This window comes from Sphingobium sp. Cam5-1 (assembly GCF_015693305.1).
Taxonomy (GTDB): Bacteria; Pseudomonadota; Alphaproteobacteria; order Sphingomonadales; family Sphingomonadaceae; genus Sphingobium.
Genome location: NZ_CP065141.1, coordinates 74,606 through 88,508, shown reverse-complemented (window position 1 = coordinate 88,508; position 13,903 = coordinate 74,606). Strand labels below are relative to the sequence as shown.

Annotated in this window: 16 protein-coding genes; all 16 read left to right on the top strand. The window is 59.6% G+C overall.

What is annotated here, in order from left to right; translation table 11 throughout:
• Window positions 1–159 precede the first annotated feature (159 nt).
• From IZV00_RS20740 to IZV00_RS20665, 16 genes are read left to right on the top strand one after another with little or no spacing between them, the layout of a single operon-like run.
• On the top strand, window positions 160–468 hold the full coding sequence (locus IZV00_RS20740; RefSeq protein ID WP_004213195.1) for a hypothetical protein: 309 nt from the start codon (window positions 160–162) through the stop codon (window positions 466–468).
• A 59-nt stretch (window positions 469–527) separates the two neighbouring features.
• Window positions 528–851 carry a hypothetical protein gene (locus IZV00_RS20735; RefSeq protein ID WP_004213198.1) on the top strand — a complete coding sequence of 108 codons (324 nt, stop codon included), beginning with the start codon at window positions 528–530 and terminating at the stop codon, window positions 849–851.
• A 14-nt stretch (window positions 852–865) separates the two neighbouring features.
• On the top strand, window positions 866–1,531 hold the full coding sequence (locus tag IZV00_RS20730) for a lytic transglycosylase domain-containing protein (protein ID WP_004213200.1): 666 nt from the start codon (window positions 866–868) through the stop codon (window positions 1,529–1,531).
• Between the two features lie 21 nt (window positions 1,532–1,552).
• Window positions 1,553–1,894, top strand: a complete 342-nt coding sequence (locus IZV00_RS20725) for a TrbC/VirB2 family protein (protein WP_004213202.1) — start codon at window positions 1,553–1,555, stop codon at window positions 1,892–1,894.
• A 6-nt stretch (window positions 1,895–1,900) separates the two neighbouring features.
• A complete protein-coding gene (locus IZV00_RS20720; protein WP_006949650.1) occupies window positions 1,901–2,245 on the top strand; it encodes a type IV secretion system protein VirB3 in 345 nt (114 codons plus the stop codon).
• On the top strand, window positions 2,232–4,616 hold the full coding sequence (locus IZV00_RS20715; RefSeq protein WP_006949654.1) for a VirB4 family type IV secretion/conjugal transfer ATPase: 2,385 nt from the start codon (window positions 2,232–2,234) through the stop codon (window positions 4,614–4,616). The genes IZV00_RS20720 and IZV00_RS20715 overlap by 14 nt, the downstream gene beginning before the upstream one ends.
• A 13-nt stretch (window positions 4,617–4,629) precedes the next feature.
• Window positions 4,630–5,343, top strand: coding sequence for a type IV secretion system protein (locus IZV00_RS20710; RefSeq protein WP_006949655.1), 714 nt, complete (start codon window positions 4,630–4,632; stop codon window positions 5,341–5,343).
• 2 nt (window positions 5,344–5,345) lie between these two features.
• Window positions 5,346–5,651 (top strand): hypothetical protein, encoded by a 306-nt coding sequence (locus tag IZV00_RS20705; RefSeq protein WP_006949657.1) that lies wholly within the window; start codon window positions 5,346–5,348, stop codon window positions 5,649–5,651.
• Between the two features lie 43 nt (window positions 5,652–5,694).
• Window positions 5,695–6,711: a type IV secretion system protein gene (locus IZV00_RS20700; protein ID WP_004213214.1), complete on the top strand. Its 1,017-nt coding sequence runs from the start codon at window positions 5,695–5,697 to the stop codon at window positions 6,709–6,711.
• Window positions 6,712–6,721: 10 nt separating this feature from the next.
• Window positions 6,722–7,042, top strand: a complete 321-nt coding sequence (locus IZV00_RS20695; protein ID WP_004213216.1) for a hypothetical protein — start codon at window positions 6,722–6,724, stop codon at window positions 7,040–7,042.
• Between the two features lie 9 nt (window positions 7,043–7,051).
• Complete coding sequence (locus IZV00_RS20690) at window positions 7,052–7,735, top strand: virB8 family protein (RefSeq protein ID WP_004213217.1); 684 nt, start codon at window positions 7,052–7,054, stop codon at window positions 7,733–7,735.
• Entirely contained in the window at window positions 7,732–8,574 is an 843-nt protein-coding gene (locus tag IZV00_RS20685; protein ID WP_004213222.1) for a TrbG/VirB9 family P-type conjugative transfer protein, read from the top strand. Before IZV00_RS20690 ends, IZV00_RS20685 begins: the two co-directional genes overlap by 4 nt.
• Window position 8,575: 1 nt before the next feature.
• Complete coding sequence (gene virB10 / locus IZV00_RS20680; RefSeq protein WP_004213224.1) at window positions 8,576–9,844, top strand: type IV secretion system protein VirB10; 1,269 nt, start codon at window positions 8,576–8,578, stop codon at window positions 9,842–9,844.
• Window positions 9,841–10,833 carry a P-type DNA transfer ATPase VirB11 gene (virB11, locus tag IZV00_RS20675; RefSeq protein WP_004213226.1) on the top strand — a complete coding sequence of 331 codons (993 nt, stop codon included), beginning with the start codon at window positions 9,841–9,843 and terminating at the stop codon, window positions 10,831–10,833. Before virB10 ends, virB11 begins: the two co-directional genes overlap by 4 nt.
• The gene (locus tag IZV00_RS20670) at window positions 10,811–12,727 is read left to right on the top strand and encodes a type IV secretory system conjugative DNA transfer family protein (protein ID WP_004213227.1); all 1,917 of its coding nucleotides are present in this window, start codon (window positions 10,811–10,813) and stop codon (window positions 12,725–12,727) included. The genes virB11 and IZV00_RS20670 overlap by 23 nt, the downstream gene beginning before the upstream one ends.
• Entirely contained in the window at window positions 12,717–13,895 is a 1,179-nt protein-coding gene (locus IZV00_RS20665) for an LPD7 domain-containing protein (protein ID WP_004213228.1), read from the top strand. Before IZV00_RS20670 ends, IZV00_RS20665 begins: the two co-directional genes overlap by 11 nt.
• Window positions 13,896–13,903: the final 8 nt, after the last annotated feature.

The window sequence follows — 13,903 nt, the reverse complement described above, 5'->3', positions numbered from 1 at the left end:
AGGTCTAGAACACAAGAGGTTGGTGTGGTGCCGGAATAAGCGTGTTGACACGCTTAATGGCTGTAATGTGGTTGCGCGGCAAGAGACGACAAGCCGGGTTGCCCTCGCCGTCAAAGCGAGGATAGACATATCCTAATCGGTAAAAGGGAATAAATCACGATGCCGCATAGCGACGATTGGCAGTATGATCCGATCCTTGAGCGCGAACTAACCACCCGCCGCCCTGCTGGGGGAATGATCCAAGCGGTCGAAATTGCGCAACTGCCGTCGAGTGAATGGATCATCAATGTCAAAGTATCGTGGCGTGGCGATAAGTGGCTGAATGTCTGCCTATTCGAGCAACCAACGCTTAAAACCTACAAGCGACTGTCAAGCGCTGTGCGGCATGTCGTGCTCGATTACGGATATGAGGATGACCATATCCGATTGGTTCCCGACAAACAATGCAGCAACAAATTGGCGTTTTAGGCTTCCCTTTCCCCCTCATCGTGATATGTGCATAAATCTCGATGACGAGGGAGAAAGCGATGAAAGCTTTTAATTTCGCGCTCGCGACCGCCTTGGTGGGGGCTGCGGTGCAATCGACCCCCGCTGTAGCGTCGGATAATACTTGGGCATGTGAGGTTGTGCTGTGCATCTCCAACCCGGGTGGTCCGACGCAATATCCAGCCTGTGTTCCACCGATAACGAAACTGTGGCGCGTGCTGGCTCTCGGCGGCAGCTTCCCGACATGCACGGGCGGGGGCATCGCCAAGACCAAATACAAGAAGCCGGATGATGGGAGGCCTGGTCGCTTGACGGTCACTTGGACTGACGGGCGGCAACAGACCTACTATCAGCCGCGCAACTGACCGGGAGCGGGAACGTGTTCCTCGAAACCGGGGCCGTTCTTTCGCTGGCGGCGCAATGCGCCCCAGCGGTAGCGCCGCATACGATCGCCGCGATCGTGGATGCGGAATCTTCGAACTATGTTTTTGCGATCAACGTCAACGGCGTGGCCAGTCAGCCTCGCCGTCCGCGTAATGAGGCTGAGGCCATCGCAACCGCGCGCTCCTATGTGGCTCGCGGCTACAGCGTGGATCTCGGCCTCGGCCAAATCAATTCACGCAACATGGGATGGCTCGGCCTAACGTGGGACACTGTTTTCAAGCAGTGCTCCAATATCGAAGCGGCAGGCCGGGTGCTCCTGTCCAATTTCCGTTCGGCCAAGACGGGGCGCACCCCGCAAGAGGCCCTTCGGGTCGCACTCAGCATGTATAACACAGGCTCTCAATCGAGAGGTTTCCGCAACGGCTATGTCGCCCGCGTGGAGAACGCAGGTCGCCGCGTCAGCGGTCGGCCTGCGACCGCAATCCCGACTGTCATCGTGGGCGATCAGCCCGCCAGCGCCGCCATGAGCGACACTGGCGCCGGTCGTGTGCCGGTGGAGCTGGCGGAAATCGCAGCGGAGAACATGGAGGCGGCTCCACCGCCTGCACCGCCTGCGTGGGATGTTTTCGGCCGCGCCCAACACGCGCGGATTGGTTCGTAAGGCGAAGATAGGAGTTATCGAATGTTTCGTATCTGGAAGATCAAGGCTGAATCCCGGCTCGATGCGCTGCTCGCGCGTCTCAAGCCCTCGCCGCTCATGGCGCGCGCGCTGCCCCTGTCGCTGCTGGCAAGCCTGCTCGTAGCGGAGCCGGCTTTTGCGCAGGCAAACTTTGAAGGCCTGGCCGACAACATTCTCGGCCTGCTGAGCAACGGTTTGCTCCGCACGCTTGCGATCATCGCGATCATCGTCGTTGGCCTTCTGTGGTTCCTCGGCCGCGCGTCGGTGCAGATGCTCGTCACGGTCGTAGTTGGCGTGGTGATCGTGTTCTCCGCGCCTTGGATCGTCGACACGATTACGGGGTGATCGGGGATGGACGGTCAGGAAGAAATGACAAAAGACCCGCTGTTCTTGGCCGTCACCCGCCCCGCTTTGTGGGCGGGTGTTCCCATTGAAGCGGGCGCGCTCATCATCATGGCGGGCGCAATCACGTTAGTTGGTTCGGGCAATCCTCTCTACGGCGGCGCGGCCGCCGTCGCGCTTTATGCGATGGCGCGGCTTATCGTTCGGCATGACGTGAACGCATTCCGGCTGATCTTCCTGTGGGGCCGGACCAAAGCGGCGAACCGGAACCGCGTCTTTTGGGGTGGATCGAGCTACACGCCGCTGCCGCTCTACGGAATCAAGCGAAAGGGATTTGGTCGTGGTGTTCGGTAAGAGCGCGCTCGCGGAGAAGGTGCCTTTTGACAAGGCCAAACGGGAGGAAATGCCCGAGAAATTCTTGCCGTATTCGCGGCATGTCAATGAGCATGTGGTCGCCCTCGATAACGGCGATCTGATGCTCATGCTCGAACTGGATGGACGGCCCTTTGAGACTTCGGACGTGCGCGATCTGAATGATTGGCACACGCGCCTCAACGGGGTCTGGCGCAATATCCATGACGAGCGGCTTTCGATCTGGACGCACATGTTGCGGATGCGCGTGCGCGACTATCCAGGCGGCACGTTCCGCTCGCATTTCGCCGCGAAGCTCGATCAAAAATACTATGAGCGGATGACGGCCGAACGCATGTTCCGCAACCGCTTCTTCATGACGGTCGTGATCCGCCCAACAGCAAACGCGACCGACAAGCTGATGGATTTCCTGCGCAAGAAGCAGGAGGACAAGAACGCCAATATCGCGGAAGCTCTAGAGCTGCTGGAAGACAAGGTGCGCGATCTGGAAAAGCTACTGCTGCGCGTTCGTCCGCGCCGTGTCGGCATCTATGAGCACCGGGGTCTCCTGTTCTCCGAACCGCTGGAAATATTGAACCAGGTGATGACCGGGCGCTATCGGCGCTGTCCTCTGGTCCGTGGCCGTCTCGGCTCGGCGCTCTATGCGAGCCGCGCCATCATCGGCGCTGAGACATTTGAGGTCCGCGACGCCGATCATTCGATGTTCGGCGGCATTTTCGGCATTCGCGAGTATCCGTCATCGACAACGCCGCGCCAGTTTGAATCGCTGCTTTCGGTCGATTTCAGCCTCGCCATAACGCAGTCGTTCACGTTCCTGTCGCGCACAGCGGCAACAGAACGGTTTCGGCTTCGCCAGACCCAAATGGCGAACGCCGGTGACAAGGCGATCAGCCAGATGGATGAGCTGATCGACGCGGCCGACGATTTGCAATCGAACCGCTTTGTGCTGGGGGACCATCATTTCACGCTGACGGTGTTCGCGGAAGATTTGAAGAAGCTGCGCGATAACATGTCGATCGCGCGCGCGGCGCTGGCCGATACGGGCATGGTCGCCGCCCGCGAAAGCGCGGCGCTGGAAGCTGCCTATTGGTCGCAGCTGGTCGGCAACTTCGCGTGGAGGGCGCGCCCCGCGCCGATCACGTCATATAATTTCTCGGCGTTCTCGCCCTTCCATACGTTCCCTGCAGGGCACGAGGACGGCAATCATTGGGGGCCTGCGGTCGCCTTGCTCAAGACAAGCGCTCGCAGCCCCTATTACTTCAATTTCCATTCGGCAGACCTGGGCCATTCGATGGTCATTGGTCCATCGGGCGGCGGTAAGACGGTGCTGGTCAACTTCCTGATGGCGCAGCTCGAAAAGTTCAACGCGCGCCATATCTTCATCGACAAGGATCAAGGCGCGGAAATTTTTGTCCGAGCCAGCGGCGGCACCTATCTCGCGCTGCGCAACGGGGAACCTACGGGCTTCGCTCCGCTCAAGGCGCTCGACAATACGGCTTCCCATCGCGCGTTCCTCGGTCGCTTCATCCGCCAGCTGGTGAAGCAAGAGGGGGCGCCGATCACGGTGCAGGAATCGCACCTGATCGACGATGGCATCGAAGCCGTGATGAAGCTGCCACGCGAGCAACGCTCGCTGTCGGCGCTGCGGACCATGCTCGGCATGTCGGACTCGGGCGGCGTCGGCGCGCGCCTAGTCAAGTGGACCTCCGAGGGGAACCTTGGCTGGGTTTTCGATAATGAGGAAGATTCCATGTCTCTCGAAGCCCGTTTCGTGGGCTTCGATATGACCGACTTCCTCGAAAACGCGGAAATCCGCACGCCGGTCATGCTCTACCTGTTCGAGCGGATAGACGCGCTCCTGACAGGCGAGCGCATGGTTATTGCGATTGACGAATTTTGGAAGGCGCTGGCCGATCCGGCGTTCACGGCATTCGCGCAGGATGGCCTCAAGACATACCGCAAGCGCAATGCGTTCCTCGTCTTTGCAACACAGTCGCCTGCGGACGCGCTGCGGTCCACGATCAGCCATTCGATCTTGGAGCAGGTCGCGACGAAAATCTTCCTGCCCAATCCGTTCGGCCAGCGCCGGGATTACATCGAAGGCTTCTCGCTCTCGGAGGCGGAATTTAAGCTGGTGCGCGAAGAGCTGTCGCCGGAAAGCCGCAAATTCCTCGTGAAGCAGGGCCATGACTCCGTTGTGGTCGGCCTGGATCTCATTGGCATGGACGATGAACTGGCCGTGCTGTCGGGCCGCGCTGAAACAACGGGCGTGGCCCGCGAAGTGATTGCCGAACTGGGCAATGATCCGAAGCTCTGGTTGCCGGAATTTCACCGGCGCCGGCGCCCAAGCTGAAAGGAGTGAGACTATGAAGCAGCTTATCTTGGCGGCTGTGTCGATCGGGAGCCTTGCGGCCGCGACGCCAGCCAGTGCGCAGGGTATCCCTGTGTTCGATAGCACGTCGGTGCTCAAGCATATCGAACAAATCCAGAAGACCATGCAGATGATCGAGCAAGGTCGCCAGCAGATTGCGGAAGCGCAGCAGCTCTACCAAGGGTTGAACCAGCTGACCGATGTTTCCTCGATCGCCAACCAGCTTAAGACAGATTCACTTCGCACCCTGGGCGTTGATGTGAACTCGCTCGAACGCATGGCGCGCGGCGATTTTGGCGGCGGCGGCAGCTACGGCGGGCGATCTGATGCGATCTATCAGGACATGCTCGAACGTCTCGGCGTATCCGCGAATGGCGATCAGACTGACGTTCGCTATCAGACAGCTCGCTCGATCGCGATGGACAAGGCCATGGCCGAAGGCATGGGCGAAGCGGCCACATCGCGCGGTGAGGGTCTGGAAGAGCTGCGCAATCGACTTGCGACCGCATCAACAGCCAAGGAAGTTGCTGACCTTCAAGCGCGCATCCAGCTCGAAAGCGCGTCGATGATGAACGACCAGCTCCGCGTCGAAGCGTTGGAGCGAGCGCGCAGAGCGGAGGCCGCGGCGCACACGGCCGAAGCTTTTGCGGACAGGTCGCGCAAACGCGATGAGCAGCGTGCGCGAGCGCGGGCGGCAGCTGGAATTTGACCATGAAGAAAATGGTCCTTCTTGCGATCAGCGCAGCCGGCTTGCTCGCCGGCTGCGAACGCGCGCCCACATTTCCCGAGATTTTAATGACCTATCATGACGTTGATTGGCTCAAAACTCATGAAGATCAGATTCCGGTGATCGTCGCTGAGTGCGACAAGATCGTGAACAGCGAACTCAAACAGTCGGACCTCCCCATGCCAGTGGCTCGCAATTGCGGAGGCATAAAGAACAAAATCGCCTCCATTGAAAGGTCGCGGAAACGTGATGAGCAGCGTGCGCGAGCACGGAAGGCAGCTGGAATGTAAGGCTGTAATAACAGCTTGAATTATATCTAATCGGAGCGGTCTGGTGGAATACGATCTATTTACGAATGCCTATCAGGGCTTCACCAACGAACTCAATTCGGTAGTTGTGTCCAACTATGCTGGGTTTGTTGGGTGGATCGCTGGACCGCTCCGCACTGGCATGATCATTTACATAATCCTGCTAGGCTACGCGATTATGCGCGGGGCCGTGCAATACCCCTTCCGCGAATATGTCTATCGCTCGCTTATGCTGGCCGCGCTCTATTATGCTGTGACAAACCTCTATGGAGCATCGCTCGCACAGATGATCGTGACCGGCCTGCCGCATGAGTTTGCCTCGATCGTAGGCGGCTCACCGGACGGCGTTGGTGGGTCTTTCGATGGGATGTGGGCGCGGGTCGATGATGCACTGCTCGCGATGCAGGATGCGACCGAGAAATACGCAGAGGAACACGCCTCACTGACTGATATTCCCGGCGCTGCGGCCGCAATTATGCTGTGTATCGGTGCCACTATCATCATTCTTTTGACAGCGATCGCGGCTCTGTTCGCACTGGCTGTCGGCTTTGTGATCGTGCTCTATGCGCTGTTTGCGCTCGCCTGTCTGGCGGTGGTCGGGCCGATCTTCGTAGCAGCGCTGCTGTTTGATTCCACCAGAAGCTACTTCTTCTCATGGCTCGGCAGCGTCCTCAACTTTCTGATGTTGTCGCTATTTGCGATGCTTCTTGTGCTCGTTGTGGCCAATGTCGCTGAATCGGCAACAGCAACATTCGATGGCGATTTTGACAACATCTGGAGCACCTGTATCCGGATCATCGCGTTCTACATTCTCGCCTGCTTTTTCTTCATCCAAATCCCCGGAATAGCTGCCTCACTTGGCGGCGGCGCGGCTGCAATGGTGACGCAGTTCGGCAACGCGGTGACGAAGGGTGGCGGGGCAGTTGCAACGGGCGCAGGGCACGCGGCCAGCGATGCCCGCGCCATGGGGGCCAGCATGGGGCGGGGCTTCTCGTCGGCGGTTCGCCGTTGGCGCAACCGAAACACAATCACCAGAGCTTGAGGGAACGAATATGCGCAAGTTGCTTGGACTCGGAATCTGCCTGGCGCTGGCGGCCTGCGCAGGTCAGCCCGTCAAAAAGCCAGCCAAATGTGAGGGGCCGATGCGGCCTGCAAATCCGCATGGGCTTACCCTCCCCACAATCCCGGATCAGGCCGCACAGCGAACCGCGCCGGCAAATGTGGACGTGTTCAATCAGGGTGCACCGGCAACGCCGGACGCGGCCCCGGCAGACCCCTCCACTCCGGGCAATGAACAGTCGGACGCATCGCGGGCGGTCGAAGTGCCGCGTCTAAGCGCCTCGCTGCGCGGCCCGATCTACTCGAATTGCTGAGGTGTTACGATGGCAGTTGGTATTCCAAAGGACGAGCTGAAAGCCTATTTTGAAGAGGCTGCAAGCTGGGAACGTGACAAGCTTGCGGCGGCCGAGCGCTCCAAAAAGCTGGCGTGGGTCGTCGCTGGCGTTGCTGGCGCCCTGGCGACTGCTGGCGTTGTGGCCGTTGCAGCCCTGACGCCTCTAAAAACGGTCGAGCCATATGTTATCACGGTGGACCGTAACACGGGCGAGGCGTCGATCGCCGCCAAGCTCCACGGTGACGCGACGATCACCTATGACGAGGCGGTCCGTAAGTATTTCCTCGCTACCTATGTCCGCTATCGCGAAGGCTGGATAGCGGCCGCTCGCGAAGAATATTTCGATGCGGTCATGGTCATGTCGGCGCGGCCCGAACAGGATCGGTGGTCACGCTTCTACAAGACCGACAATCCCCAAAGTCCGCAAAACATCCTTGCGAACCGCACTGATGTTTTTGTCGAAATCAAGCGGGTGTCGTTCCTGGGCGGCAACGTCGCGCAGGTCTATTTCACTAAGGAATCTGTGACCGGCTCGAACTCGACCAAAACCGATGCCGTCGCGACCATCAAATACAAGGTCGATGGCACGCCGAGCAAGGAAGTGGACCGCTTCAAGAATCCGCTTGGCTATCAGGTCGAGAGCTATCGCGCTGACGTGGAGGTGCCCCAATGACCGTGTTGAAGTGGAGCGCCCCGTTTGCGCTCGCGATCGCGCTAGCTGCGTCGCCGGCGATGGCCGAAGAAACGCCTCATGCGACGGTGCTCGATCACCGGGTTCGTGAAGCGAACTACAATGATCGGCAAGTCTATGAGATTCCGGGTGTATTCCGCATCGCCACGGAAATCGTCTTCGCCAAGGATGAAGTAGTCGAGCATGTGGCGTTGGGCGATACCGTGTCTTGGGAAGTCGCACCGGCTGCCAATTCGCTTTTCATCAAACCGCGCGAGCGCGCGGGTCGCACGAACCTGACAGTCATAACCCGTTCACGCTACGGCCCGCGCAGCTACCGCTTCGCTCTGTCGCCAACGCAGCGCGGCAGCGGCTTCTATACGGTCGTTTTCCGCTATCCTGAACAGGAAGCGGCCGAGGCGCAGGCGCAAGCCGCAATGGCCCAGCTGGCCCAGCTGAAAGCCTTGGAACGCGGCGCGGTGAAGTCCGCGCTCGATATTGGCGTGCTGGAAGGCACACGCAACGCCGATTACATCATGCAAGGATCGACGGCCATCCAGCCCTCCGAAGTGTCTGACAATGGACAGTTCACCGTGATGCGCTTCCCCAACCAGCGTGAATTGCCGGCGTTCTTCGTCGTCAATCCTGATGGATCGGAAGCCATCGCCTCCTTCGATGTGCGCGATGAATATGTGGTGCTGCACGGGGTTTACAGGACAATCCGGCTGCGCCGGGGCCTCGAAGTGCTCTGCATCCACAATCAGAAAACCGACTATTACGGGCGCGATCCCAAAACTGACACGGCCTCTGGCCTAGTCGAGCGAACCACGGGGGTTCAATAAAATGGCTGCGAACGATCATGACAACGCGCCGCATGGCGACAACATCATCTCGCAGGGCGAGACGGTCGAAAACCGGCCCCTCGCGTCTGAGCCGGTGCCCGATCCCGAAGATATTGAGCGGCAAAGCGAGCGCCAGGCGAAGATTGCCGCTCTGCCGAACAGGTCGATCGACCCCAAAAAGGCGGTCGTTCTCGCGGCGGTTGCCTGCGGCGCGATCGTTCTCGGTTTCAGCACAATCGACGCGATGCGGAGCGATCCAACCGAAAAGGCCGAGAAAGCGGAAAAGCCGGATGAAAGGCAGCTCGCCAACTACGATCCCAAGTCGATCATAGCGCCCACGCTTGCCGATGCGCCAAATGATCCGAACGCGCCGGTGCCCATGACGGAAGTGCCGGCGCTTGATGGAAGCCAAGCGCCCCGCACGGGCGGCGCGAATGGCCGCCCCCAAAAGTCTGAGGGGCAAGTCATCGCTGAGGCCCAACGCCGCGCCGGGATCATGGCTTATGGTGGCGAAAACGGCGGCGGGGTCGGTGGAGCGGTGGCAGCTGCCACCGGCCTGCCCATGGGCGGCGGCACAGGAGCACAGGGCGCGCAGTTGATTGGTGCGTCGGCCGATGGTGATGGGCAAGGTGGATCGCGCCGGACAAATCTCGAAAACATGCGCCAAACCTCGCAAATTGATCGGGTGTCAGGCCGCGACATTGGCAACCGCGATATGCTGATCCTCGCAGGGTCGTTCATTCCGTGCGTGCTGCAAACGGCGATGGATTCCAGTCAGCCCGGATATGTCAGCTGCATCATTCCCCGCGACATTTATTCGGACAACGGCCGCGTCGTCCTGCTGGAAAAGGGAACGCGCGTCTTGGGCGAATATCAAACCGGCGTCCAGCGCGGCAAATATCGTCTCTTTGCGGTATGGAACCGCGCGGTTACGCCTCGCGGCGTGGCGATCGACGTAGGTTCGCCCGCCAGCGACGCGCTTGGCCGTTCAGGTATGGCAGGCGGCGTGAAGAACTTCTTTTGGGAACGCTTCGGGGCCGCGCTGTTGTTCAGCTCGCTCAACGATGCCGCCTCGATCGCCGCCTCGGAAGTCTCCGACGCCGATAATGTCACGCGGGTTCCCAGCCAAGCGTCGGACACGATCTTGCGGGACACGATGCAGATTCAGCCGGTGCTTCGCATCAATCAGGGCGCGGAAGTGGGGATTATGGTCGCTCGCGACTTCGATTTCTCCAACATCTACGGCCTGCGGCTGAGGCGCGGCCAGTGAGCAATACGGCTGTCCTCGAAAACGCCCTGCTGCCGCTGCGTCCTCTTCTTGCGCGTGAGGACGTAACGGAGCTGGTGATTAACAAGGCTGGCGAAGCGGCGATTGAAACGCGCAATGGATGGTCCTGGGAGACATTGCCTGACCTCAATGAAAAGTCGCTGCTCGCGCTCGCGCGGGCAGCGGCGGCTTTCACGCATCAGGACATAAGCCAGTCCACGCCGATCTGCTCCACAATCCTCCCCAGCGGTGAGCGCGTGCAGCTGGTTGTGCCGCCTGCTGTCCCTGCCGGCACCGTGTCCATCACCATCCGCAAACCGTCATCGGTGACGTTGACGATGGAGGACTTCGAGCGCGGTGGGCTGTTTAGCGAGACAAAGATCGCAACTAGGCAAGTCTCGCCGCTCGATGTTGAATTGCGCGATCTGCTCGACGCAGGAAAGCACGTCGAATTTTTCCAAAAGGCGGTCCAAGGCCGCAAGAATATCCTGATTTCGGGCGCTACCGGCTCGGGAAAGACGACGCTCTCTAAAGGGCTGATCCAGCTCATTCCGCCGCATGAGCGGCTGCTGACGATCGAAGACACGCGCGAATTGGTCGTTCCGCATCGCAACGTGGTCCACATGCTCTACGCGAAGGACAAGCAGGGCACCGCGAAAATCTCTGCAAAGGATCTTCTGGAATCGGCCCTGCGTATGCGGCCTGACCGGATACTGTTGCAGGAGCTGCGCGACGGCACCGCGTTCTTCTATCTCCGCAACGTCAACTCAGGCCATCCCGGCTCGATCACGACGATCCATGCGGACTCGGCCGAACTCGCGTTCGAACAGCTGACATTGCTGGTCAAGGAAAGCGAGGGCGGCGCCGATCTGGCCCGTGACGACATTCGCAGCCTGCTCAAGCTGCTGGTTGATGTGGTCGTGCAGACCAAGAAGGTCGAAGGCCGCTTTCGCGTGACGGAGATATATTTTGATCCAGAAAACAGGCTCTAACAGGCTCGCACTGGCCCTCGTCCTCCTTCCGATCACGCTCCTGCTGATCGGCCTGCTGACCGGCACGGTGGCGTGGTTCTTCCTTAAGATGCCCGCCGCGGCTTATGATCCGCTCACGCTCCCCGGCTTCTTCTGGTATTACCGGCATGATCCTGTCGTGACCGAAGCGCTTTGGCGAGGCGCGGTCATAGGCGTGCCGTTGCCGGTGTTGCTCATGGCGATCGTCCTGCGGCCGAAAAAGAACCTTCACGGTGAAGCTCGTTTCGCGCGCGAAGGTGAAATCCGCAAGGCGGGCCTTCGCGCGAAAAAGGGCATTGTGCTCGGCCGCTTCCGCAATGGCTTTTTCCGCAACGGCTTTCTCATGGTGGGTAAGATGGAGCATGTATTGCTCGAAGCCCCTACCGGATCGGGCAAGGGCGTCGGCATCGTCATTCCCAATCTGTTGCAATGGCCGGATTCGGTTGTCGTGCTCGATATTAAGCGTGAGAACTACGAAATCACGGCGGGTTTCCGCCGCAAAGGCGGCCAAAAGGTTGTCCTGTTCAACCCTACGGACAGGGAAGGCCGCACGGCCCGCTACAACCCGCTCAGCTACATCAACAGGTCCGACCCGATTGAGGTTCTGGTCGAATTGCAGAAGATCGCCACGATGCTCTTCGTGCCTCCGGAAAAGGGCGAGGCGTTCTGGACGGAATCAGCCCGCACGGCATTTGTCGGCATTGCATCGTGGATCGCGGCCAAGCCTGAACGTCCCTTCTCGTTTGGCGAGATCTACCGGACCATCACGATGCCAGGGATGAAGGCATTCTTCGCCAAGGAAGCCGGCGATGGTGCGCTATCGGAAGGGTGCCGCGCTGCGTTGAGCGATTTTACGTCCAGCGCTGACAACACATTCACCGGCATTATCCAGACCGTCACCTCCAAGCTCAATCTCTGGATCAATCCGATTGTCGATCGCGCGACTGCCGAAAGCGACTTTTCCCTGACGGACCTTCGCCGCATCCCGACCTCGATCTATCTCGGCGTTTCGCCGGATGAACTCGATAGGGTCGCGCCGCTCTACAATCTGTTTTTCCAACAGCTGATCGACCTCAACACGCGGCAACTGCCCGACGATAGCGAAAAGCTGTCCGTGCTGCTCATTCTGGACGAATTTGCGCGGCTCGGCCGCGCCCAGGTCATTGCAAATGCGTTCTCCTATGTGCGCGGCTATGGGCTTCGTCTGCTTCCCGTCATCCAGTCACGCTCCCAGCTGCGAAATGTCTATGGGGAGCATGGCGCGGACGAAATCGTATCAAACTGCGGGGTCGAAATTGCCTTCACGCCCAAGGAACTGCGGGTCGCAAAGGAACTGTCCGAACGCCTCGGTTATCTCGGTCAGGATGCGGAAAGCCGGTCCCTGACGATACATGGATTGCTCGCCAATCGAAGCAAGACAATCTCCGAACAGCGGCGCGCACTGATGCTCCCTCAAGAGCTGATGCAGCTGCCCGAAGACGATATTCTCGTCATCCGGGGCGGTATCCCCGTCATTCGCGGGAAGAAAATTCGCTACTTCAAGGATGCCGTGTTCCGCTCGCGCTTGACGCCTGCGCCGAAAGTGCCGGCGCTGCCCAAGCCGATCGCCCCGATCGCGACCATCGATGATCTGAGCGATGAAGAGCTGGCGGCTTTCAACGATTATTCCGCACTGGCCGATGACCAGGTGCAGGACATTCCCGAAGACGTTCTCGCCCTCGATCGCGACATGCCGAACCTGACAGTGAAGGACGGCAGCATGGCTTTCGATGAAATCGACTTCGACGACATTATTGGTCCCGACCCGACAAAAGAGGAGTGGGAAGGCCAGCGCCGGGATCTAGTTCTAAGTGAAGGAGAAGAATATGGCCGATGATGACACAAGCCAGCGCGGTGCATCTGAGCCACGCCCTTTCGAAGTTCGCGGCGGACCGGGGAACAGCAAACAGTCGTTCGCTACTCTTCCCGATGCGATGCAGGCTTACGTCAAGGCGGACAATGGCGATCATTCGCTGACGATGCAGAAAGGTGGCAAAACTGCTTGGCTAGCATCCACGGACTGGCAGAACGATGGCTCAACGCCGGTGGGGCAATACTTAAGCCCTGCTATTAGGGACTATCATAGCGCCGTAAAACGCGGGGCGCCTGCCGCTGAATTGGAGCCCCGCGAGCGCGCCGCGCTGGCCGATGTTGAGGCTTGGCCTCGGACGGTAAAGCGCGAAGCGGCACCATCGGCCCCGGCCGACAAGGCGCTGAATATTGTTGAGGGCGAACGGTCGAAGGCGGAAAAATCAGAGCCTGCGCCCTCCCGCGCCGACGCTCCGTCGAAGACGGCGAACCAAGACAAGAAGGTCGAGGATACAACCTTGGCCCTTCCGGCGCAGATCGAACGCAAATATCTGCGCGTAGGCGACGATCTGTTTCGGAGCGGCCGCGATGAAAAGCCCGATATGTCGATCAAGGGACAAGATGGCATTCGGATCAACAAGGACCATGCGATTGGCGATGCGGTCGCCATTGCGAAGCATAATGGCTGGCAGTCGATCCGTGTTCATGGCAGCGATGATTTCAAGAAGGCGGTCTATCTGGAAGCCGCCCGCGCCGGTGTCGCCGTCAAAGACTTCGAGCCTTCTCCCCAGCTGAAGCTTGAGGGAGAAAGACTGGCGGCGCGTGACAAGGCGCGCGAAGCTCAAGACCCTACGAAAAGAGCGAGCATGGCAAAGCAAGACCCTACCGAGTCTCGCGCAGCGGCCGAGCAATTCCGCCGTAACTCCCACCGCGAGAATGCGACCGATCCGCAATTCAAGGCCGCGCAGTCGCACGTCCTGGCGGCCTCAATCGAAGCTAAAACGCGCTTTCCCAAAAAGGAGGATCAGGCGCGCTACATCGAGAACGCGAAGGAAACGGTGGCCAAGCGGATTGAGAACGGCGGACCGATTCCTGCGGCCCGTTTCGAGCAACAGCGCCAGAACGAGGCTACCCGCATAGCGCGCGAGGATTTGACGCTTCGCCAGCAGGAGCGGAAGCCGTCCCGCTCGCGCTAAGTGCATGG

Excerpts from the sequence above, each read along its gene's own strand:
- IZV00_RS20720 (WP_006949650.1), top strand. The coding sequence starts at position 1,901 with ATGGACGGTCAGGAAGAAATGACAAAAGACCCGCTGTTCTTGGCCGTC.
- IZV00_RS20695 (WP_004213216.1), top strand. The coding sequence starts at position 6,722 with ATGCGCAAGTTGCTTGGACTCGGAATCTGCCTGGCGCTGGCGGCCTGC.
- IZV00_RS20690 (WP_004213217.1), top strand. The coding sequence starts at position 7,052 with ATGGCAGTTGGTATTCCAAAGGACGAGCTGAAAGCCTATTTTGAAGAG.
- IZV00_RS20740 (WP_004213195.1), top strand. The coding sequence starts at position 160 with ATGCCGCATAGCGACGATTGGCAGTATGATCCGATCCTTGAGCGCGAA.
- IZV00_RS20710 (WP_006949655.1), top strand. The coding sequence starts at position 4,630 with ATGAAGCAGCTTATCTTGGCGGCTGTGTCGATCGGGAGCCTTGCGGCC.
- IZV00_RS20725 (WP_004213202.1), top strand. The coding sequence starts at position 1,553 with ATGTTTCGTATCTGGAAGATCAAGGCTGAATCCCGGCTCGATGCGCTG.
- IZV00_RS20705 (WP_006949657.1), top strand. The coding sequence starts at position 5,346 with ATGAAGAAAATGGTCCTTCTTGCGATCAGCGCAGCCGGCTTGCTCGCC.
- IZV00_RS20735 (WP_004213198.1), top strand. The coding sequence starts at position 528 with ATGAAAGCTTTTAATTTCGCGCTCGCGACCGCCTTGGTGGGGGCTGCG.
- IZV00_RS20665 (WP_004213228.1), top strand. The coding sequence starts at position 12,717 with ATGGCCGATGATGACACAAGCCAGCGCGGTGCATCTGAGCCACGCCCT.
- IZV00_RS20685 (WP_004213222.1), top strand. The coding sequence starts at position 7,732 with ATGACCGTGTTGAAGTGGAGCGCCCCGTTTGCGCTCGCGATCGCGCTA.
- virB10 (WP_004213224.1), top strand. The coding sequence starts at position 8,576 with ATGGCTGCGAACGATCATGACAACGCGCCGCATGGCGACAACATCATC.